The organism is Micrococcaceae bacterium Sec5.1, from assembly GCA_039636795.1.
Classification (GTDB): domain Bacteria; phylum Actinomycetota; class Actinomycetes; order Actinomycetales; family Micrococcaceae; genus Arthrobacter.
Genome location: CP143430.1, coordinates 3131526 through 3153530 on the forward strand (window position 1 = coordinate 3131526; position 22005 = coordinate 3153530).

Below are 22005 nucleotides of genomic sequence, written 5' to 3' on the forward strand. Positions count from 1 at the left end.
ACATTAACAGTGAAATGGGACCAAATACTGGAAAGCCTGCCCCCGCAGTTGCGGGGGCAGGCTTAGTTAAACGTAAGATGGGTCACGGAAGGCGGTTAGCCTTCAGCAACGTGGCTGGTCGCCCTCCGATCTGATAATCACCTCTGCCCAATGACGTGCGGGGTCTGTTAGTTGGAAATAAAAATCCGACTCACTAGGCGTGCTTGCAAGAGCACCAAGGAGATTGACACACAGTGACCACCCGTATTGGTATCAACGGCTTCGGCCGCATCGGCCGTAACTACTTCCGCGCAGCACTGGCCCAGGGCGCAGACCTTGAGATCGTCGCAGTCAACGACCTCACCAGCCCCGAGACCCTCGCCCACCTCCTGAAGTACGACTCCGTCGGTGGCCGTCTGACCCAGTCCGTGGAAGTCAAAGAGGGCAACCTGATTGTTAATGGCCAGTCCATCACTGTCCTTGCCGAACGCGATCCCGCCAACCTTCCCTGGGGCGAGCTCGGTGTCGACATCGTCATCGAGTCCACCGGTTTCTTCACCAAGGCGGCAGCTGCTCAGAAGCACATCGACGCCGGCGCCAAGAAGGTCCTTATCTCGGCACCTGCCAGCGACGAAGACATCACTATCGTCATGGGCGTGAACCACGAGCTCTACGATCCCGCAGCCCACCACATCATTTCCAACGCATCCTGCACCACCAACTGCCTTGGCCCGCTGGCCAAGGTAGTCAACGACGCCTTCGGCATCGAGCGTGGCCTGATGACCACGGTTCACGCCTACACGGCAGACCAGAACCTGCAGGACGGCCCCCACAGCGACCTCCGCCGTGCCCGCGCTGCCGCCATCAACATGGTCCCTACCTCCACTGGTGCTGCCAAGGCCATCGGCCTGGTCCTGCCGGAGCTCAAGGGCAAGCTTGATGGCTACGCGATCCGCGTTCCCGTCCCCACCGGTTCCGCCACCGACCTCACGGTCACTGTTTCCCGCGAGGTTACGGTCCAGGAAGTCAACGCCGCAGTCAAGGCTGCCGCCGAGTCGGATCAGTTCGCCGGAATCCTGAGCTACACGGATGCTCCCATCGTCTCCTCGGACATCGTTGGCGACCCCGCTTCCTCGATCTTCGACTCCGGCCTGACAAAGGTCATCGGCAACCAGGTCAAGGTTGTTTCCTGGTATGACAACGAGTGGGGCTACTCCAACCGCCTCGTCGACCTCACGGAGCTCGTCGCATCCAAGCTGGGCTAGGGTAGACACATGACATCTCACACCCTCAACGAACTCATCGCTGAAGGTGTCCGCGGGCGGTACATTCTGGTTAGAAGTGACCTTAATGTGCCGCTCGACGGCTCTACAGTGACCGACGACGGCCGCATCAAGGCCTCCCTCCCGGTCCTTAAGAAGCTCTCGGACGCCGGTGCCCGTGTGCTCGTAACCGCCCACCTCGGCCGCCCCAAGGGCGCTCCTGAGGACAAGTACTCGCTGAAGCCCACAGCGATCCGCCTTGCGGAACTTGCGGACTTCAACGTCCAATTGGCTGCTGATACCGTTGGCGACTCCGCCAAGGAGCTGGCAGCTGCATTGCAGGATGGCGAAGTACTCATCTTGGAAAACGTGCGTTTCGACGCCCGCGAGACCAGCAAGGACGACGCCGAGCGTGGCGCTTTCGCTGACGAACTGGTTGCCTTGACTGGTGACAACGGCGCCTTCGTGGACGATGCTTTCGGCGCAGTCCACCGCAAGCACGCCAGCGTTTACGACGTCGCAACGCGCCTGCCGTCTTACCTCGGCGATCTGGTGCACACCGAGGTGGAAGTTCTCCGGAAGCTCACGGCAGACACCCAGCGGCCTTACGTCGTTGTCCTGGGCGGTTCCAAAGTCTCGGACAAGCTGGCAGTCATCGACAACCTTCTTGGCAAGGCAGACACCATCCTGGTTGGCGGCGGCATGCTGTTCACCTTCCTGGCCGCCGAAGGCCACAAGGTAGCTGGGAGCCTCCTGGAAGAGGACCAGATTCCTGTGGTGCAGGACTACCTCAAGCGCGCAGCTGACGCCGGTACGTCGTTCGTGATTCCTACGGATGTCGTGGTTGCAAGCCGTTTTGCGGCCGATGCCGAGCACGAAGTGGTCCGCGCGGATGCTATAGAGGAAAGCTCGTTTGGTGCCTCCGGCATTGGACTGGACATCGGGCCCGAATCCGCGTCAGCTTTTGCGGCGCAGATCGAAGGAGCCAAGACCGTGTTCTGGAATGGCCCCATGGGCGTCTTCGAATTCGAGGCATTCTCCAGCGGCACGCGGGCCATCGCGCAGGCCCTGACTGACACCGTGGCCTTTACGGTGGTCGGTGGCGGCGACTCAGCCGCAGCAGTAAGGACCCTCGGCTTCGAGGATTCCCAGTTTGGCCACATCTCCACCGGTGGCGGGGCCAGCTTGGAATATCTTGAAGGCAAGGAACTTCCGGGCCTCAGCGTCCTGGACCGCTAAACAGCAATCCGGCCGGCAGGACGCCCACGCGTCCTGCCGGCTGTTCCATTTATCAACGCATTCTTGGAGTTCATGTGACTACCTCTGCCAACGGCAACTTTGTCCGAAAGCCCTTCATCGCAGGCAACTGGAAGATGAACATGGACCATGTCCAGGGCATCACCTTGCTTCAGAAGCTCGCCTGGACCCTCTCGGACGCCAAGCATGACTACAACCGTGTAGAGGTTGCCGTCTTCCCTCCGTTCACTGATCTCCGCGGCGTGCAGACGCTCGTACAGGGCGACGAACTTGACGTCGTTTACGGCGGTCAGGATCTGTCCCAGTTCGACTCCGGCGCCTATACCGGTGACATCTCCGGCCAGTTCCTCAGCAAGCTGGGCTGCGCCTATGTCCTGGTGGGGCACAGTGAACGCCGCACCATCCACAACGAGTCCGACGACGTCCTGAACGCAAAGGTCAAAGCCGCGTTCCGCCACGGAGTCACACCAGTCCTTTGCGTCGGTGAAGGCCTCGAAATCCGTCAGGCAGGAACACACGTGGAGCACACGCTGGCCCAGCTGCGCGCCGGTGTCGAAGGCCTCACACCGGAACAGGCCGCTGAGCTTGTGGTCGCCTATGAGCCCGTGTGGGCTATCGGAACCGGCGAAGTTGCAGGCCCGGAAGACGCACAGGAAATGTGTGCTGCCATCCGCGCCGAACTCGCCAAGCTCTTCGACGAGGTCGTAGCTGAAAAGACGCGCCTTCTGTACGGAGGCTCCGTCAAGGCTAACAACGCTGCCGCCATCATGGCAGAAAACGATGTTGACGGCCTGCTTGTGGGTGGCGCCAGTTTGGACCCAGCTGAGTTTGCTAACATTGTCAGGTTCGAGAGCCACCTCGTCACGGACTAGTCCGGCTCCCGTTTTCCGCTTCTTCGAAAGGCCGTCGTGGACGTTCTTCATGTCATTCTGCAGATCCTGCTGGGCGTAACCAGCCTTCTGCTGACGCTGCTCATTCTTCTCCACAAGGGACGTGGAGGCGGTTTGTCCGACATGTTCGGTGGGGGAATGAGCTCCGGATTGAGCTCTTCCGGCGTTGCTGAGCGGAACCTGAACCGCTTCACAATCATTCTTGGTGTCACCTGGGGAGTCGTCATCATCGGCCTGGGCCTGATCATGCGCTTCACCTCGGGCGGCGATTCCTAAAAGTTTGCACAGGAAGGCTCCTCCAAGGGAGCCTTCCCAGCACTTCTTAATCATTGGGCACCAAACACCAGTGCCGCCGTCGTACCCCTCGCATTAGACTGGGCCTGTTGGCCGTAAGGCCTACGGGCCGTGACGGCCAACCACCGAGTCGCTAGGGGTTCGAAAATGGTTCATGGCACGCCTGGTTACCGGGGCACCCGCGTTGGTGTAGCACTGGGATCTGCTCCGCGACATCAAAGCGACCACGGCGATGGAGAACAACTGCCGCGTATTCGTGTCCCGTATTGGTGCGCCAAGGGACACGAGACGCGGCTTGTTTTCCTTAAACTGCCGGACGAACAAATACCGAAGAACTGGGACTGCCCAAAGTGTGGCCTCCTTGCATCGAGGGACCCCGGCCAGGTTGCGGAAACCCGGCCGGAAGACGACCTCTTCAAATCCCACTTGGATTACGTTAAAGAAAGACGCTCCAGCCAGGACGCCGAAATCGTCCTGGCTGGAGCGTTGGAGCGGTTACGCGCCCGCGGGGTCCTTCCGGACCAACTGCTGGGGGACACGTGACGCAGCGTTCTCGTCGATGAGCCACAGGGTCCTGGAGCGCCCAACGGGGCCTGCTGCGGGGACCTGAACAGGGTTGGCGCCTGCCAGGGCAAGGCCCACGGCACCGGCCTTGTCCTCGCCCGCTACCACCATCCAGATCTCCTGCGCAGTATTGATGGCGGGCAAAGTCAAGGAAATGCGCGACGGCGGGGGCTTGGGTGAGTTTTCAACGCCCACCACTGTACGGTTCTTCTCCCTGATGGCTGCCTGCTCCGGGAAAAGGGAAGCGACGTGGGCGTCTGGACCAACACCGAGTAGCAGTACGTCGAAGCGCGGCAAGACACCGGGCTCCTCCGGACGGGTATCGGACATGTCAGCGGCATGCTCTGCCTCTGCTGCTGCCTTCAGCCTGTCGGCATAGTCAGCCGCAGCGTCATCAGCCGATGCGAACTCGTCCGATGAACCCGGCTCATGGACGCGGGCAGGATCAACAGGAAGGTGCGCGAGCAGCGCCTGGTGTGCCTGGCGGGTATTGCGATCATCGCTGCCCGCGGCCACAAACCGTTCATCACCCCACCAGAAGTTCACCTTGGACCAATCGACAGCTGGTGCCGCAGCAGAATCCGCCACCGCCTTCAGGGTGCCAATCCCGACAGTGCCTCCTGTCAGGACCACCGTGGCCTCACCGTGCTTGTCCTGGACATCCACGAGCTTGGTGATCAGGCGGGCCGCAATGGCCGCCATGAGCACCTTGGAATCGGGGTGGATGCTTACTCTGGGCTCAGCGTGCACTGGTCTGGACTCTCCTCTGACTGGTTAGTGGCAGTCCCATCGTAATCACTTCTCCGAAGACTTCGTCCGGGTCCAGCCGGCGAAGTTCTTCGGCGAGGCAATCTTTCAGGCTGCGTCGGGGGAGGGTGATGCGCTGGGCAGGCTGGCCGGGCTGCGTCAGCTCGGCCACGGACAATCCGGGGCGGAAAAGCTGAACGTCACCGCTGGCACGCGTCATGCGGACGCGGCGGATGCCCGTACCCGCCGGATCGGCAACGATCGTTACCGGCGCCTGCAGGGCAAGGCCCAGCCAGGCTGCCAGGAGCAGGGTGCTGGGGGAGTCCGAAGCACCTTCAACGGCTACGGCGGAGACGGGGTCGTTGTCCACTTGGTCGAACACGGCTGCGAGCTGCATGCGCCAGTTCGTCAGGCGGGTCCATGCGAGGTCCGTGTCGCCTGCCTTGTATGTCCGGCGAATGTTCTCCAGTGCTTGGGCGGGGTCGGGCTCGTTCGCGGAGTCGGTGATGCGCCGGTGGGCAATACGACCGATGGACGTCTCGCAGGCGCTTTCCGGTGCGCCGTGAGGCCACCAGGCCACAATCGGTGCATCCGGAAGCAGCAGGCCTGCCACCAAGGACTCACTTTCGTGGGCCATGTGGCCGAACCCTCGGAGGACGATAACTTCGGAAGCACCGGCATCTCCGCCAACGCGGATCTGCGCGTCAAGGCGGTCCGGTGCCTCAACCCCGGCATCGGCAAGCACGATGATGCGGCAGGGGTGTTCGCGGCTGGCCTCGTTGGCCGCCTCGATGGCGTCTTCTTCCTGCCCGGACTTCGTGACAACCACCAGGGTCAGCACACGGCCCAGGGCGATCACGCCGCCTTGTTCCCTTAGCGACATGATCTTCTTGGAGATCTTGGAGGTGGTTGTGTCGGGAAGATCTACGATCATGGCCTTCTCCAGGTTCGTCCATCACGGGCAAGGAGTTCATCGGCTGAAGCCGGTCCCCAGCTACCGGGTGCGTACGGTTGCGGTTGTTCTTCCAGGCCCGCCCAGTACTCTTCGAACGGGTCCAGGATCTTCCAGGACAGCTCGACTTCCTGGTGGCGCGGGAAAAGCGGCGGTTCGCCCAGGAGTACGTCCAGGATGAGTCGTTCGTAGGCTTCGGGGCTGGACTCCGTAAACGAGTGGCCGTAGCCGAAGTCCATCGTGACGTCGCGGACCTCCATTTGCGTGCCCGGGACCTTGGAACCAAATCGGATTGTGGCGCCCTCGTCAGGCTGAACACGGATCACCACGGCGTTCTGGCCGAAGTCGTCGTCGTTGTGGTCCCGGAACAGCAGGTTGGGTGCACGCTTAAAGACGACCGCGATCTCGGTCACTCGACGGCCAAGACGCTTGCCGGCGCGAAGGTAGAACGGGACACCGTTCCAGCGGCGGGTGTTGATGTCCACGCGGATCGCAGCATACGTTTCGGTCTTGGAATCAGCCGGAATACCGTCCTCATCCAAGTACCCCAGTACCTCTTCGCCGCCCTGCCAGCCACCGGTAAATTGTCCCCGGGCGGAATGCGTGGACAAATCATCGGGCAGCTTAACGGCCGCGAGGACCTTTTCCTTCTCGGCACGCAGGTCATCGGCGTTGAAGGAAATAGGCTCTTCCATGGCCGTCAGGGCCAGGAGCTGCAGCAGGTGGTTCTGGATGACGTCGCGGGCCGCGCCCACGCCATCGTAATATCCTGCACGGCCGCCGGTGCCGATGTCCTCGGCCATGGTGATCTGGACATGGTCAACATAGTTGGCGTTCCAGAGCGGTTCGAACAACTGGTTCGCGAAGCGCAGCGCCAGAATGTTCTGGACCGTTTCCTTGCCCAGGTAATGATCGATCCTGAACACAGCATCCGGCGGGAACACTGACTCGACGATGTCGTTGAGCTGACGGGCTGACTCGAGGTCGTGACCGAACGGCTTTTCGATGACCACTCGCCGCCACTGGCCGGGCTTCGCCTGAGCCAGGCCATGCTTGGAGAGCTGGCGACAGACCTGCTCGAACGCCTTGGGCGGGATGGAGAGGTAGAAGCCATGGTTGCCACGCGTGCCGCGGGTCTCATCCAGCTCCTCCAGCACGTCGCCGAGGCGCTCAAAGGCGTCGTCGTCGTCGAATTCGCCCTGAACGAAGCGGATGCCTGAAGCCAACTGTTCCCAGACGGCTTCGTCAAACTTGGTCCGCGCGTGGGCCTTGACGTTCTCTTTCACCTCCGCGGCGAAGTCGGCGTTGTCCCACTCGCGGCGTCCGAATCCCACCAAGGCAAAGCTCGGCGGAAGCAGGCCGCGGTTGGCGAGGTCATAGACCGCCGGCATGAGTTTCTTACGGGCGAGGTCGCCGGTGACTCCGAAGAACACCAACGACGACGGCCCGGCGATGCGGTTCAGGCGCCGGTCCCGCGGATCCCGCAAAGGATTCCGCAGGCTGGCGTTCTTCCTGCCGTTTTCAGTTTCTGGCATGTTTGGTTTTGTGCCTTAGCTTTCGAGTGCGCTGGCCTGGCCGGCCAGTGCAGCGACGACTTCCTGGAGTTGGGCTACGCCGGCCGCACGCTCGGTGAGGTGCAGGCGCAACACAGGACGGCCATGGCCTTCCAGGACCTGGGCGTCGCCCGAGGCCTGTGCAGCAATGAGCTCCCCGAACGTGAAGGGGCGGTCAGGGATTTCCAGATCCAAGGACGAGGCCGCCGTGATCTGAAGGAACACTCCGATAGCCGGGCCGCCCTTGTGGAACTGACCCGTGGAATGCAGGAAGCGCGGGCCCCATCCGAACGTCACCGGACGGCCGGAGACTGCGGCGAGTTCGTCACGGATACCTTCAAGAGGTGCATGGGAGATGCGGTCCAGGTAAGCCTGGACGCTCAGGTAACCGTCAGAGCCGAGCTGGGCCAGAAGTGCCTGCACGGCTTCGGCTGCGGTGGAAGCACTACCGAGCCAATCGCCGCCGCGAACTTCCACGACGCCGTCGGTGAACGCGGCCGGAGTTGGCTCAGGGCGGGCATCCAGCAAGCCGCGCGCGGCCACCTTGGCAGCCTCGACATCGGGCTGGTCAAACGGGTTGATGCCCAGCAGTCGTCCTGCAACTGCGGTCGCGAATTCCCAAAGGAACATCTGGGAAGCCAAGCCGCCTGCGATCGCAACTTCGTTTTCACGAAGTTCGACGTCGGCGTCTGCACTGACCAGTCGGACCACCAGGACATCCTCTGCGCCGCCAAGCGCCTCGGGGGAATCCGGTCCCGCGACAACAGGCAGCACACCCGTGCCAAGCTTGCCCGTCGACTCCGCGATGAGCTGTTCGGCCCAGTCAGCGAAGCCCACAATGCCGGAACCGTCCTCGGCAATGACGATCTTGTTGCGCAGAGGATTGGTACCGCCCAGGGCAATACCCAAAGCGAGGCCAATGTTGTCCTCCGAATCCTCATTGAGGATCTCGGCAGCCTCCTCAGCTTCGTCCAGGAAAGCCTGGATGTCCACGCCAGCCAGGCCACACGGGACAAGCCCGAACGCCGTGAGTGCAGAGAAGCGGCCGCCGACGTTCGGATCGGCGTTGAACACTGCACGGTAGCCGGCCTCGCGGGAGGCCTTGTCCAGCGGCGACCCCGGATCCGTCACGATGATGATCCGACTCTTGGCGTCGATACCGGCGTCGTTGAACGCTTTCTCGAACACCCTGCGCTGGGAATCGGTCTCAACGGTTGAACCGGACTTGGAGGAGACCACAATTGCAGTCGCCGCCAGCCCGTCCGTCAAAGCAGCACTGACCTGCTCGGGATCTGTGCTGTCCAGCACAGTCAGCTCGACGCCGGCGGTGCCGGCGATGACCTCAGGAGCCAAGGAGGAGCCACCCATGCCACAGAGGACAATACGGGAGACGCCCTCGGCGCGGAGAGCATCGCGAAGTTCGAGAATGCCCTCCACCAAAGCTTGCGATACGGCGGCAGCCTCAACCCAGCCCAGACGAATGGCCGACTCGGATTCCGCTTCAGGACCCCACAGGGTGTGGTCTTTGGCGAAAATCCTCGTGGCGACCTTGTCGTCTACCAGGCTGGAGATGTTCTGGGCGATGGCCTGCTGCGCGGCACCGCTGGCGTCGTAGCTGATTGTGCTCATGGTTGGTTAGGAAGCCTTCCGTGCAGTGGCGAGGGCGCCTTCAACGTCGGCCAGGAGTTCCTTCCAGCTGGCCACGAACTTCTCGAGGCCTTCGGTCTCAAGCACAGCTACGACGTCGTTGTATGAGACGCCAAGTGCTTCGAGTGCGTCGAGGGTCTGGTTCGCTTCTGCGTAGGTGCCCGTGATGGTATCACCGGTGACTACGCCGTGATCGAACGTTGCGTCGAGTGTCTTTTCCGGCATGGTGTTGACCACGCCAGGGGCGACGAGTTCGGTGACGTACAAGGTGTCCGGGTAGGCCGGGTCCTTGACACCGGTGGATGCCCACAGCGGACGCTGGGGGAGGGCTCCGGCTTCGGCGAGCAAGGTCCAACGTTCGGTGGAGAACAGCTCTTCGTAGACCTGGTAGGCGAGGCGTGCGTTGGCGACGCCCGCCTTGCCCTTGAGGGCCTTGGCTTCGTCGGTGCCGATGGCGTCAAGGCGCTTGTCGATCTCGCTGTCCACGCGGGAAACGAAGAAGGATGCCACGGAGTGGATCTTGGAGAGGTCGTGGCCGTTGTCCTTGGCCTGCTCCAGGCCGGACTGGAAGGCGTTGATGACGGCGCGGTAGCGCTCCAGGGAGAAGATCAGGGTCACGTTGACGCTGATGCCCTCGGCCAATGTTGCCGTGATGGCTTCCAGGCCTTCGAGGGTCGCCGGGATCTTGATGTGGACGTTGTCCTTGTTGACCTTGCCGTACAGGTGCTTGGCCTCCGCAATCGTGGCCTGGGTGTCCCAGGCAAGGCGGGGATCCACCTCGATGGACACGCGGCCGTCCACGCCATTGGTGGCGGCGGCGACCGGTGCGAACAGATCGCAGGCGTCGGCGACGTCGGTGGTGGTGATCTCGAAGATGGTCTCTTCGACGCTGGCACCGGCCGCGGCCTGCGCGGCGATCGTGCCGTCATAGTCCGTGCCGGTGGTGATGGCGGCGTGGAAGATGGACGGGTTGGTGGTGACACCGACTACGTTCTTTTCGTCGATGAGCTTCTGCAGCGTGCCCGTTTCAAGGCGGTTGCGGGAAAGGTCATCGAGCCAGATGGAAACGCCGGCGTCGGAGAGTTGCTGCGTGGGGGTGCTGGTCATTTGTTTTCTCCTTGATAGAGGTATCAGGCGCTCAGGCCTGCGAGGGAGTCTTTGGCAGCGGCGGCAACAGCTTCGGCAGTAATGCCGAATTCCTGGAACAACCGCTTGTAGTCTGCCGAGGCACCGAAGTGTTCAAGGGAGACCATACGTCCGGCGTCACCGACGAATTCGCGCCATCCCAGCGCAAGGCCGGCTTCGACGGAAACGCGTGCCTTCACATCGGCCGGGAGCACGGACTCACGGTAGGCCTCGTCCTGCTTGTTGAACCATTCCACGCACGGCATGGAAACAACGCGGGTGGCGATGCCTTCGGCCTGGAGTGCTTCGCGGGCTGCGACGGCGAGCTGGACCTCGGAGCCGGTGCCGATCAGGATGACCTGGGCGTCAACGGTTTCGCCGTCCTTGGAAGCCTCAGCCAGGACGTAACCGCCCTTGGCCACACCAGCGGTGGAACCGAAGGTGTCACCTTCTGCTGTGCCTTCGCCGCGGGCGTAGGTGGGGATGTTCTGGCGGGTCAGCACGATGCCGGCTGGGTTCTCGTGGTTCTCGAGCATGGCCTTCCACGCTGCCGAGACCTCGTTCGCGTCACCGGGGCGGACCACGTCCAGGCCCGGGATGGCACGCAGCGAAGCGAGTTGCTCCACGGGCTGGTGGGTAGGACCGTCTTCGCCCAAGCCGATGGAGTCGTGCGTCCACACGTACAAGGACGGGACACCCATCAATGCGCCGAGGCGGATGGCCGGACGCTGGTAATCCGAGAAGATCAGGAACGTGCCCGAGAACGCACGGGTGCGTCCATGCAGGGAAATGCCGTTCACGATCGACGCAGCTGCGTGCTCACGGATACCGAAGTGCAGCACGCGTCCGTACGGGTTGCCCTTCCACGCATCGGTGGAGCGCGAGGTGGGGATAAACGACGGCGAGCCTTCAATGGTGGTGTTGTTGGACTCGGCGAGGTCGGCGGAACCGCCCCACAGCTCGGGGAGGACCGGGCCGATCGCGTTCAGGACCTTGCCCGATGCTGCACGGGTGGAGACGTCCTTGCCGGCTTCGAACACCGGCAGCGCGGCGTCGATGCCCACGGGAAGCTTCTTGGCCTCAACGCGCTCCAGCAGGGCAGCCGCGTCCGGGTTGGCGGACTGCCAGGCCTCGAACGAGGACTGCCACGCAGCGCGGGATTCGGCGCCACGGTCCAGGACCTTGCGGGCGTGTGCCAGGACCTCTTCGTCAACATCGAAGGACTTCGCGGGATCGAAACCAAGCACGGTCTTCAGCGCTGCGACTTCCTCGGCACCCAGGGCCGAGCCGTGGATCTTGCCCGTGTTCTGCTTCTTCGGGGCCGGGTAGCCAATGATGGTGCGCAGCGAAATGATGGACGGCTTGTTCGTCTCAGCCTTCGCAGCCAGCAGCGCCGAGTAGAGTTCCTGGACGTCCTCGACGTAGTCACCGGTCTTGGTCCAGTCCACACGCTGGGTGTGCCAGCCGTAGGCTTCGTAGCGCTTCAGGACATCTTCCGTGAACGCAACGTCGGTATCGTCTTCAATGGAAATGTGGTTCTCGTCGTAGATCACCACGAGGTTGCCCAGTTCCTGGTGGCCGGCCAGCGAGGACGCCTCGGACGTCACGCCTTCCTGGAGGTCGCCGTCGGATGCGATAACCCAGATCGTGTGGTCAAACGGCGACTGGCCGGCGGGAGCATCGGCGTCGAACAGGCCGCGCTGGCGGCGCTGGGAGTAAGCGAAGCCGACAGCCGAAGCCAGGCCCTGGCCCAACGGGCCGGTAGTGATCTCCACACCCGCGGTGTGCTTGTACTCGGGGTGCCCCGGGGTCAGCGAACCCCAGGTACGCAGTGCTTCGAGGTCCTTCAGTTCCAGGCCGTATCCGGCGAGGAACAGCTGGATGTAAAGCGTCAGTGACGTGTGGCCGGGGGACAGGACGAACCGGTCACGCCCAATCCAGTCAGGGTTCTTCGGGTCATGGCGCATCAGCTTCTGGAACAGCAGGTACGCTGCCGGTGCCAAGCTCATAGCCGTGCCGGGGTGGCCATTTCCAACCTTCTCCACGGCGTCAGCAGCCAACACGCGAACGGTGTCAACCGCCTTCCGGTCCAGATCGGTCCATGACAGTTCTTGCTCTTCCAAATGTGGCACGAAAACCGAGCCCCTCTCTGTGCTGACGGCAGGCGGAAGGACACGGCACGCAGGAAGCACAGGATGGCGCCCGCTGCAATGTGTCTACCAGCCGTTCACCATTGAAACGTTGATCCTTCATCCAGACGCACGGATAATCCGAGAATACGGTTTCCCGGAGTGTCAACGTGTCCTGATCTGCTCAACAGCTTAGCCCTAAACGTGTCCTGGGACTCAGGGAATCCCACTAACTGGACAGAATTTCCCTTATATGAATCACGATGGCGCCCCTGGGAAGTGAACTTTCCGAAACATTGGCGTTTTTTGCGGACACGGACGCACTTCCGGCCACGGTATGATATCTGAAGGCCACCAGCGGTTTCATGCGCCTGCGGTTCCTTCTCGGAAACCCGGACGGCAGCCGCTGCGAGAAACCCAGAGCATAGAACAGAGTGACTGCCGCCGTGAGCACAACTGATACGCCCCTCAACGCGTCCCCGGCCCGGGGAAGCATCGGAATCTCCCGTAAGTTAAAGGCGTATCTGGCTCTCACCAAGCCCCGTGTCATCGAGCTGCTCCTGGTCAGCACGCTCCCCACCATGATCTTTGCCCAGCGCGGGTTCCCGTCTATTGGGCTCATTCTGGCAACGCTCGTTGGGGGTGCCTTCGCGGCAGGCAGCGCCGGTGTGTTCAACTGCTACATCGACCGCGACATCGACAAATTGATGCACCGCACAGAGAAGCGCCCACTGGTCACCGGTGAAGTTTCGCCCCGGGAGGCTTTGGTTTTTGCCTGGATTCTCGGCGCCGCTTCAATCGCCATCCTGTGGTTTGGTGCGAATCCTTTGTCCGCATGGCTTGGACTGGGCGCCATCGTTTTCTATGTAGTCATCTACACCATGATCCTGAAGCGCCGCACGGCACAAAACATCGTTTGGGGCGGGGCTGCTGGCTGCTTCCCGGTGCTGATCGCCTGGGCTGCAGTCACGAACACCGTTGAGTGGCCCGCCATTGTGCTGTTCATGGTCATCTTCCTGTGGACGCCTCCGCACTACTGGCCGCTGTCCATGCGCTACGGCGAGGACTACCGCAACGCGAACGTGCCCATGCTCGGAGCAATTGCAGGGGCAAAAGTTGTGTCGGTCCAGGTGGTCCTCTACGCCTGGGCCATGGTGGCTTGCTCGCTCCTGATGGTTCCCGTTGGCCGCGCGGGCTGGGTCTATACGATTGCGGCTGTCGCTGCCGGCGCCTGGTTCCTTTACGAGAGCCACGCCCTCTACAAGCGGGCACAAGGCGGCGACGTCTCCAACAAGGGGGCCATGAAGGTCTTCCACGGCTCCATCAGCTACCTGACGCTGCTCTTCATCGCGCTGGCAGTAGACCCCTTCATCGGATCACCGATCATCGGCGGCTGACCTTCGGGACCGCTTTCCGCAAAAGAACGCAAGACAAAGAAGGCGCGACGCCGGCACTCACCCGAGTCCCGGCGTCGCGCCTTTTCATTTCCCCCCGATGCTCTCTCACATCCCACGGCATTTCCCCCGATCCTCTCTCACATCCCGCCGGTTTTCCCCGGATGTTCTCTCACATCCCGCACCGGTTTCCGACGGACGGTCTCACACATTCCACGGGGTAATCGACTGCGCTCGTCAAGTTTTTGAGACAGTTTCGTTGGTGTTAGGCGGCCAGGGGTTCCTGGGCGCGGTTGTGGTGGTTTTCGTGGGCGGCGGCCGGTGGGATGCCGCCGGCCCTGCGGTTGGGACGGCGGCGGTTGTACCAGCCTTCGATGTAGTCCATCACTCCGGTCCGGGCTGCGAGTCTGGAGCCGAATCCGTGGTGGTGGTAGAACTCGGTTTTGAGGTGGGAGAAGAAGTTCTCGGCGACCGCGTTGTCCCAGCACACCCCGACCTTGCCCATGGACTGGGTGACCCCGTTCTGGCCGCACCATTCTTGGAATTCGTCAGAGGTGTATTGGGTGCCACGGTCGGAGTGGAACACCACACCATGCTCGGCGAAACGGCCGTGGTTCCGTGCCATCTGCAGGGCTGCGGTGCACAGGCTTGCCCGCATGTGGGCAGCCATGGACCAGCCGATGACCATGCCCGAAAACAGGTCGATGACGGTGGCCAGATAAAGCCAGCCCTCGCCGGTGCGCAGGTAGGTGATGTCTCCGACCAGACGGGTCCCGGGCACTGCGGAGGTGAAGTCGCGTTTGCCCTGTTCATCGAGCATGTGGTTCTCGATGTGGGCGGTCTTGGCTTGCGGGTCCTGGACCGTGGTCCTCTTCCAGGCCCGGGTTCGGATGGCCCGCAGGCCCTTTTCTCGCATGATCGCCCCGACGGTGGGGGCGGAGACCTTGGTCCCGGCCGCGTTGAGCAAAAGCGTCAGCTGGTCACGGCCGGCACGGCCATTTTCCTTCTCGTACAGGCCGGTAACCGCGGTGACCAGATCCTCATGCCGCACGGCACGCGGTGAGGGCCCGGCAGGGGCGCGCCACCGGTAGAACGAGGCCCGGGAGACCTTCAACGCCCGGCACAGCCACACCACGGAATAGTTGGCCTTCTCCGCTTCGATGAACTCGTAGAAGTCCTCTACTTTTGCTTCGCGGCAAAGAAGGCGCTGACTTTTCCCAGGAACTCGACCTCGGCCTTCAACCGCTCATTTTCGGCCAGTGCCTTCCGGTGCTCGTCCCACGGCACCGGCCCCCGTTCTTCAGGCAGGACCGGCGCGGCGCCCTGGTGGCTCTCTCGATGCCTGTGCAGCCAGTTCCCCAGCGTGCTTTCCTTCACCCCGATCTCCTCGGCGACCTGTTTCACCGACCGGTTCGTGGACAAAACAAGCCGCACAGCATCCTCACGGAAAGCGGCATCGTATTTTCTTCTGGGCGTGGTCATCTGAACTGAAGCTCCCATCAAGCTGTCTCACAAAACCATACGACCGCAGACGAATGCCCTCATCGTCAAGTTGGTTGTGAGTCCTTCATTACCTGTTGATTGCCGACCCTGGATCTGAGAAAACATCGGGCTCAAGGATCCTGCATGTGCAAGAACATCCGGCCACAGGCCGCAGGACATGCAAGAACATTCGGCCACGGGCCGCAGCATGTGCAAGAACATCCGGCCACAGGCCGCAGGACGTGAAAGAACATCCGGCCACAGGCCGCAGGATGTGAGAGAACATCCCACCCAGCGCGGCCCGATGTGAGAGAGCGCTACTTGGCGGGGCTGTACTTTGCGATGTCCGCCGCGTTGGTGGATGCGCTCATCAGCAGGGCTGCGCCAAGCATGTGTGCGCCCACGAGAAGCGCAGGAATTCCGTTGTAGTACTGGGTGAACCCGATGACAGCTTGCAGCAACGTCACGGCGAGCAGCAGGAAGGCAGCGGTTCGGAACGGGCCGCCGATCTTATGCCGGACCACAAGGTATACAGCCAACAGTGTCCCGGCTGTGATCAGGTAAGCGGGCACAGCGTGAATGTGCGAGAAGAGGTCCCAGTCCAGATCATTGCGGGGCGCATCGGCATCGCCCGCGTGCGGACCGGCGCCTGTGACTACTACGCCGAGCATGACAGCTATGGCCGAGAAGACGGCGACGGCCAACATCACAGGCCGGGCAACCGAAGGCAGTGTAGGCAGCGCGTGCTTCATGAATCGTCCCGTGCGGCCAAAAGCGCGGTTAACAAGCAGCGTCGCGAAGACAACCAAGGCCATGGATACCAGGAAGTGCAGGCCCACAACCCAAGGGTTGAGGTTGGACAGGACTGTGATTCCGCCGATGATGGCCTGAGCCGGGATGCTCGCCAGGAGGCCAAGAGCAAGCATGAAGAGGTCGCGGCGTTCTTTGCGGAGATTCCACAAGTAGACCAACATGAGCGCCGCAACCGCCGCCAACGCGAACGTGAGCATCCGGTTGCCGAACTCGATAAGACCGTGAATGCCCATTTCAGGCGTGTTGACGAGGGATTCGTCAGTGCATCGCGGCCAGGTTGGGCAGCCAAGGCCCGAAGCCGTGAGACGAACTGCTCCACCGGTCACTACGAGCACGGTCTGACCGATCAGGGAAAGGACCGAGAGTCGGCGGATAGTGCGGTTTACCTCCGTCGGCAGCTTGGTGGTGAATCGCTGGACGGATTTAGGGAGGCGCGATGCCGTGCTCACAGTTTGCTCAACTCTCAGTTCTGCTTGTTGTCAGTTCCACTTGAACCAGCGAATGGCCGCGGCGCCGGCCAGCAATGTCCACATCAGGAGGACCAGTACGGCCGGGAAGGGCACGATGCCCAAAAGGAAGGCATCCCGCAATGCTTGGCCCAGTGCGCCGGAGGGCAGGAAGTGCACGATGCCCTGGGCTATGGCGGGGAGCCTTTCCGCCGGGACAACGATCCCGCCCAGCGCTCCGAGGAGGATCCACAGGAGATTGGTGATGGCCAAGGTGGCTTCAGGCCGTACAGTTCCAGCGACCAGGAGTCCCAGCGCAGTGAAGGCGGCCGCACCAAGGACGAGTATCCCAAGGCCTGGAAGCCATGCCTCCGGCCGCGGCTGCCAGCCCAGGAGCCCGGCGACTGCCCCCACGACCAGCACTTGGAGGAAGAGAACGACGAGCACGGCCAGTATTTTGCCGGCGATCAGGCCACCACGACCCAGGGGAGTGGTGGAGAGGAAGCGCAGAACGCCGTAACGCCGGTCAAATCCTGTGGCAATGCCCTGTCCGGTGAAGGCGGTGGACATGGCACAGAGAGCGAGGATTCCGGGCGTCGCCACGTCAATGCGCGAGCCTCCGAGCCCATCCAGCAGGGGAGTAACAGTCAGCCCGGCCAAAGCAAGAAGCGGAAGGACGACGGCAAGAATCAGCTGTTCGCCGTTCCGCAGCATAGTGATGGTCTCGTAGCGGCCCTGCTGGAGAATACGGCGCGGCAGGGAAGCGGGCCCGGCATTGGGGGAGAGGAGCTTGCTCATCGGAGGTCCCTTCCGGAAATGTCCAGGAAAACGTCCTCAAGGCTCCGCGCCTCGAGTCTCAGGGACGCTGGCATGATGTTCCGTTCGGCCCACCAGGCGGTCAGGGCGGCAAGGTCCCCAGGTGCCAGAGCACCGGTGATCGAGTAGCTGCCGGCACGGGTTTCAAGGACTTGCAGGCCTGCGCCGAGGACGCCTTTGAACTCGAGTCCAGGCGGCGCATCGAAAAAGAGGGTCCGGTCCGTGATCGCGGTATCGGCGGAATGATCGTGCCGCAGAAGGTCAGCGACCGTCCCCTCGGCGACGTTGTGTCCGCCGTCGATGATGTAGACGTAGTCCGCCAGGCGCTCGGCGTCATCCATCAGGTGCGTCGTGAGGACGATGCCCATGCCGGCGTCGCGCAATTCTGCAATGAGGTCGAAAACCACTTGTCGCGAATGCGGATCCAATCCAGCGCTGGGTTCATCGAGGAAGAGGACCTCGGGGTTGCCAATCAAGGCCGCAGCCAAGGCCACCCGTTGCTTTTGGCCACCTGAGAGGCGCCGCACACTGGTGCGGCTGAACTGGGCAATGCCCAGGCGATCCACGAGGGCATCGACGTCCATGGGGTTCCGGTACATGCCGGCAACGTGACGCAACAGGGGGATAGGACGGGCCGACGGCGGGAGCCCGCCATCCTGAAGCATGACGCCTACCCGGGACCTCAAGTCAGCGCCGGCAGTATCCGGGTCTGCGCCAAGAAGTGAAATAGTTCCACCAGTCCGTTTCTGCAAACCTTGGGCACATTCAAGGGTGGTGGTCTTGCCGGCGCCATTGGCCCCGAGGAGGGCGGTAATCCGGCCCCGTTCAGCCACCATGGACAGGCCACTCACAACACGGAGCATTTTGCCGTCAAGGGCAGCCAGGGGCCCTACATCCTTAATGAGTCCGTCTATAGTGAGGACAGGGGAATCGGTGGATCGCACCAAAGTATTCTACGCGAAGTAGTACGGTCGCACCTGGCGGGTGACTAAGGTCAGTCTTGCCTTACTGGATGCATGAAACAAATTACGACATGATTGTGTTGTGTATTCCATGAGCAGTCCAATTTCCATGCCCTCCAGGCGGCATGCTGCAGCGGCAGAGGCCTTTGCGCCTTCGTCTGTGCTGCCGGACGCGGAAGACCGCACAAGGGACCGCGTTCTGGGTGCTGTGTTGGAGAACGGCCCCGTGAGTGCCGCTGAGCTGGGCGACCTCCTTGGTTTCACGCCTGCAGCGGTCCGTCGCCATCTGGATCATCTTGAGCGCAATGGCGTTATCGAAGTCAAGCGCGTCGCCAAGGCGGGAGCCGGTGCCGGACGTCCGGCGCGCCGTTATGTCCTGAGTTCACAAGGGCAATCCAAGCTTGGCGATGACTACTTGAACATCGCCAGCTCCGCGCTCAGGCGGCTACAGGAAATTGCCGGCGAGGATGCAGTCCGCGAGTATGCAGAGGAGCGCTTCTCTGAAATGGAGCGCCGGTATGCACCGGAAGTTGCCGCCGCCGGGCAGGACATCGCCGCCCGAGCCCTGGCCTTATCCAAGGCCCTCAGCCGGGACGGCTATGTAGCCTCTGCCCATTCCATTGAGGCCAAAGCCCCTCTGCCGGCAGAATTTTCCAGTGTCCAGCTCTGCCAGGGACATTGCCCCATCCAGCAGCTCGCAGCGGAATTCCCTGTTTTTTGCGACAGCGAGACCAAAGTCTTTTCCCGCTTAGTGGGCGTCGATGTCCGGCGTCTTTCAACCCTGGCGCAAGGCGGGCACGTCTGCACCACCCACATACCTACCGGGCGACCAGCTGCCACGGTGCATCACAGCACCGCAGAGCAGTCCGGGAACCCGTACCAGGAATCAAACAACCAGCAAGAAAGGCCGTGATGACGGACCAATTAGCAGAGAAAGCGGTAGCTGACGGCACTGTGATCTCGGAGATTCTGGAGAAGAATCCCGAACTGCACGGTATCGGAAACTACGAGTACGGCTGGGCCGACAAGAACGACGTAGGCGCGAATGCCCGTCGTGGCCTCAACGAGGACGTTGTCCGCGACATCTCCTCGAAGAAGAACGAGCCCGAATGGATGCTCGATCTACGCCTCAAGGGCCTGAAGTACTTCGACCGTAAGCCCATGCCTACGTGGGGTGCAGACCTCTCCGGCATCGACTTCGACAACATCAAGTACTTTGTGCGTTCCACCGAGAAGCAAGCGGCAACGTGGGAAGACCTGCCGGAGGACATCCGGAACACCTACGAAAAGCTCGGTATCCCGGAAGCTGAGCGCAGCCGGCTCGTTTCCGGCGTTGCAGCCCAGTACGAATCCGAGGTTGTCTACCACCAGATCCGCGAGGACCTCGAAGCCCAGGGCGTCATCTTCCTGGACACGGACACCGCCCTGCGGGAACACCCGGAGATCTTCCAGGAGTACTTCGGCACCATCATCCCCGTGGGCGACAACAAGTTCGCTTCGCTGAACACGGCGGTATGGTCCGGTGGATCGTTCGTGTACGTGCCCAAGGGCGTGCACGTGGACATCCCGCTCCAGGCTTACTTCCGCATCAACACGGAAAACATGGGCCAGTTCGAGCGCACCCTGATCATCGCCGATGAGGACTCCTACGTTCACTACATCGAAGGTTGCACGGCTCCGATCTACACCTCGGATTCGCTGCACTCGGCCGTTGTGGAGATCATCGTGAAGAAGGGCGCCCGCGTCCGCTACACAACCATCCAGAACTGGTCCACCAACGTGTACAACCTCGTCACCAAGCGTGCCATCTGCGAAGAGGGCGCCACCATGGAATGGATCGATGGCAACATCGGCTCCAAGGTGACCATGAAGTACCCGGCCGTTTACCTCGTTGGCGAGCACGCCAAGGGTGAAACTCTGTCCATCGCCTTCGCCGGCGAGGGCCAGCACCAGGACACCGGCTCCAAGATGGTGCACATCGCACCGAACACCAAGAGCTCCATCATTTCCAAGTCCGTGGCCCGCGGCGGTGGCCGTGCGGCTTACCGCGGCTTGGTCCAGGTCCGCGAAGGTGCAAAGCACTCGGCCAACACGGTCCGTTGCGACGCCCTCTTGGTGGACACCATTTCACGCTCGGACACGTACCCGTACATCGACATCCGCGAGGACGACGTCGTCATGGGTCACGAGGCCACCGTTTCCCGCGTCAGCGAAGAGCAGCTCTTCTATCTGATGTCCCGCGGCATGCCTGAGGACGAGGCCATGGCCATGATCGTGCGCGGCTTCATTGAGCCGATCGCCCGTGAACTGCCCATGGAATATGCCCTTGAGCTGAACCGCTTGATTGAACTGCAGATGGAAGGGTCCGTCGGTTAACAATGACTGATATCACTACTGAAAAGGCACGCATCGGCGCGCCCTCGGCCCAGCCGTTTATCAACGGCTTCACCGAGGAAGGCGAAAACCTTTCGCCCGTAAATACCGGAACGAACACCAGCACGACGTCGGAGCAGCCTGCTGCTGGTCCGCTCGGTGGCGCATCGGTCAAGAGCCACTCGCATGGCGGCGGCGTCGGCATCCCGGACAGCTCCCGCGCCGGCCGCCTCACGTCCTACAAGCTGGAGGACTTCAAGCCCCTGACCGGCCTTGAAGAAGACTGGCGTTTCACGCCGCTGAAGCGCCTGCGCGGTCTCCACACCGAGGTCCTTAACGGTGCAGCTCCGGCTGTCAGCGTGACTGCACCGTCCGGCGTCGTCGTCGAAACGGTTGGCCGCGAGGACAAGCGGATCGGCCAGGCAGCCATCCCCGAGGACCGCGTGTCCGCCAACGGTTGGGAGAACTTCGCCGAAGCTACCGTTGTCACGGTTCCGGCTGAGCTCCAGGCCGAGAGCGAAGTTTCCGTCCTGATCACCGGATCCAGCGAGGCTCCTGCTGCCCAGCACATCGTGATCGTGGCAGAGCGTTTCTCCAAGGCGGTCGTGGTCCTGGATCACCAGGGCACGGCTGTTGTCTCGGAGAACGTTGAGATCATCGTCGAAGATGGCGCTGAGCTCACGGTCGTGTCCTTGCAGGAATGGGCCGACAACGCTGTTCACGCGTCGGCCCAGCAGGCCAGGATCGGCCGCGACGCGAAGTTCAAGCACATTGTGGTCAGCCTCGGCGGCGACGTTGTGCGCGTTACGCCGTCCACCCGCTTCACGGCCCCTGGTGCCGACGTCGAAATGTTCGGCTTGTACTTCGCCGATGCCGGTCAGCACCTTGAGCAGCGCCTGTTTGTTGACCACGCGGTGGCCAACTGCAAGTCGCGCGTGCTCTACAAGGGCGCGCTGCAGGGCCGCAATGCCCACACTGTGTGGGTGGGCGACGTCCTGATCCGTAAGGAAGCAGAAGGCACTGACACCTATGAGGCCAACCGCAACCTGGTCCTGACGGACGGCGCGCGTGCGGACTCTGTGCCGAACCTGGAAATCGAAACTGGACTCATCGAGGGTGCCGGCCATGCCAGCGCCACCGGCCGTTTCGACGACGAGCACCTTTTCTACCTCATGGCACGCGGCATTCCCGAAAAGGTAGCCCGCCGCCTGGTGGTCCGAGGCTTCCTCAACGAGATCATCCAGCAGATCAACGTCCCGGCAATCGAAGAACGCCTGACCGCAGCTGTTGAGCGCGAACTCGCCGCGACCGACAACTAGC

19 protein-coding genes are annotated in these 22005 nt (G+C 62.2%); 9 read left to right on the forward strand and 10 right to left on the reverse strand.

Features of this window, described 5'->3' with window-relative positions; translation table 11 throughout:
- The first annotated feature begins 233 nt into the window (after positions 1 to 233).
- The 5 genes from gap to VUN82_14235 all read left to right on the forward strand — a co-directional run bounded on the left by gap (position 234) and on the right by VUN82_14235 (position 4225).
- Positions 234 to 1244 (forward strand): type I glyceraldehyde-3-phosphate dehydrogenase, encoded by a 1011-nt coding sequence (gap, locus tag VUN82_14215; protein ID XAS70272.1) that lies wholly within the window; start codon positions 234 to 236, stop codon positions 1242 to 1244.
- 9 nt (positions 1245 to 1253) lie between these two features.
- The gene (locus VUN82_14220) at positions 1254 to 2480 is read left to right on the forward strand and encodes a phosphoglycerate kinase (protein XAS70273.1); all 1227 of its coding nucleotides are present in this window, start codon (positions 1254 to 1256) and stop codon (positions 2478 to 2480) included.
- Between the two features lie 74 nt (positions 2481 to 2554).
- The gene (tpiA, locus tag VUN82_14225; GenBank protein XAS70274.1) at positions 2555 to 3370 is read left to right on the forward strand and encodes a triose-phosphate isomerase; all 816 of its coding nucleotides are present in this window, start codon (positions 2555 to 2557) and stop codon (positions 3368 to 3370) included.
- A gap of 36 nt (positions 3371 to 3406) precedes the next feature.
- The gene (gene secG, locus VUN82_14230; GenBank protein XAS70275.1) at positions 3407 to 3664 is read left to right on the forward strand and encodes a preprotein translocase subunit SecG; all 258 of its coding nucleotides are present in this window, start codon (positions 3407 to 3409) and stop codon (positions 3662 to 3664) included.
- Positions 3665 to 3829: 165 nt separating this feature from the next.
- Positions 3830 to 4225 (forward strand): RNA polymerase-binding protein RbpA, encoded by a 396-nt coding sequence (locus VUN82_14235; protein XAS70276.1) that lies wholly within the window; start codon positions 3830 to 3832, stop codon positions 4223 to 4225.
- On the opposite strand, the gene pgl is transcribed toward VUN82_14235, so the two are convergent.
- From pgl to tkt, 6 genes are read right to left on the reverse strand one after another with little or no spacing between them, the layout of a single operon-like run.
- Positions 4178 to 4996 (reverse strand): 6-phosphogluconolactonase, encoded by an 819-nt coding sequence (gene pgl / locus VUN82_14240; protein XAS70277.1) that lies wholly within the window; start codon positions 4994 to 4996, stop codon positions 4178 to 4180. The two genes, VUN82_14235 and pgl, sit on opposite strands and share 48 nt — an antisense overlap.
- On the reverse strand, positions 4986 to 5927 hold the full coding sequence (locus VUN82_14245; protein XAS70278.1) for a glucose-6-phosphate dehydrogenase assembly protein OpcA: 942 nt from the start codon (positions 5925 to 5927) through the stop codon (positions 4986 to 4988). The genes pgl and VUN82_14245 overlap by 11 nt, the downstream gene beginning before the upstream one ends.
- Positions 5924 to 7480 (reverse strand): glucose-6-phosphate dehydrogenase, encoded by a 1557-nt coding sequence (gene zwf, locus VUN82_14250; protein ID XAS70279.1) that lies wholly within the window; start codon positions 7478 to 7480, stop codon positions 5924 to 5926. Before zwf ends, VUN82_14245 begins: the two co-directional genes overlap by 4 nt.
- A gap of 15 nt (positions 7481 to 7495) precedes the next feature.
- Positions 7496 to 9127, reverse strand: a complete 1632-nt coding sequence (locus VUN82_14255) for a glucose-6-phosphate isomerase (protein ID XAS70280.1) — start codon at positions 9125 to 9127, stop codon at positions 7496 to 7498.
- Positions 9128 to 9133: 6 nt separating this feature from the next.
- On the reverse strand, positions 9134 to 10252 hold the full coding sequence (gene tal / locus VUN82_14260; GenBank protein XAS70281.1) for a transaldolase: 1119 nt from the start codon (positions 10250 to 10252) through the stop codon (positions 9134 to 9136).
- A 23-nt stretch (positions 10253 to 10275) separates the two neighbouring features.
- Positions 10276 to 12402, reverse strand: coding sequence for a transketolase (gene tkt / locus VUN82_14265; GenBank protein XAS70282.1), 2127 nt, complete (start codon positions 12400 to 12402; stop codon positions 10276 to 10278).
- A gap of 431 nt (positions 12403 to 12833) precedes the next feature.
- On the opposite strand from tkt, the gene VUN82_14270 reads away from it, so the two are divergent.
- The gene (locus tag VUN82_14270; protein ID XAS70283.1) at positions 12834 to 13796 is read left to right on the forward strand and encodes a heme o synthase; all 963 of its coding nucleotides are present in this window, start codon (positions 12834 to 12836) and stop codon (positions 13794 to 13796) included.
- Positions 13797 to 14058: 262 nt separating this feature from the next.
- On the opposite strand, the gene VUN82_14275 is transcribed toward VUN82_14270, so the two are convergent.
- The 4 genes from VUN82_14275 to VUN82_14290 form a co-directional block, all read right to left on the reverse strand.
- A protein-coding gene (locus tag VUN82_14275; GenBank protein ID XAS70284.1) for an IS3 family transposase occupies positions 14059 to 15275 on the reverse strand; the annotation gives its coding sequence in 2 pieces (ribosomal slippage) (positions 14059 to 15011 and positions 15011 to 15275; 1218 coding nt in all).
- A gap of 317 nt (positions 15276 to 15592) precedes the next feature.
- Positions 15593 to 16537 carry a COX15/CtaA family protein gene (locus VUN82_14280; protein ID XAS70285.1) on the reverse strand — a complete coding sequence of 315 codons (945 nt, stop codon included), beginning with the start codon at positions 16535 to 16537 and terminating at the stop codon, positions 15593 to 15595.
- Between the two features lie 30 nt (positions 16538 to 16567).
- The gene (locus tag VUN82_14285; GenBank protein ID XAS70286.1) at positions 16568 to 17332 is read right to left on the reverse strand and encodes an ABC transporter permease; all 765 of its coding nucleotides are present in this window, start codon (positions 17330 to 17332) and stop codon (positions 16568 to 16570) included.
- Entirely contained in the window at positions 17329 to 18294 is a 966-nt protein-coding gene (locus tag VUN82_14290) for an ABC transporter ATP-binding protein (protein ID XAS70287.1), read from the reverse strand. Before VUN82_14290 ends, VUN82_14285 begins: the two co-directional genes overlap by 4 nt.
- 127 nt (positions 18295 to 18421) lie before the next feature.
- Here VUN82_14290 and VUN82_14295 point away from each other — a divergent pair, with 127 nt between their 5' ends.
- From VUN82_14295 to sufD, 3 genes are read left to right on the forward strand one after another with little or no spacing between them, the layout of a single operon-like run.
- Entirely contained in the window at positions 18422 to 19225 is an 804-nt protein-coding gene (locus tag VUN82_14295) for a helix-turn-helix domain-containing protein (protein ID XAS74689.1), read from the forward strand.
- Positions 19225 to 20688, forward strand: coding sequence for a Fe-S cluster assembly protein SufB (sufB, locus tag VUN82_14300; GenBank protein XAS70288.1), 1464 nt, complete (start codon positions 19225 to 19227; stop codon positions 20686 to 20688). The genes VUN82_14295 and sufB overlap by 1 nt, the downstream gene beginning before the upstream one ends.
- A 2-nt stretch (positions 20689 to 20690) precedes the next feature.
- The gene (gene sufD, locus VUN82_14305) at positions 20691 to 22004 is read left to right on the forward strand and encodes a Fe-S cluster assembly protein SufD (protein XAS70289.1); all 1314 of its coding nucleotides are present in this window, start codon (positions 20691 to 20693) and stop codon (positions 22002 to 22004) included.
- Position 22005: the final 1 nt, after the last annotated feature.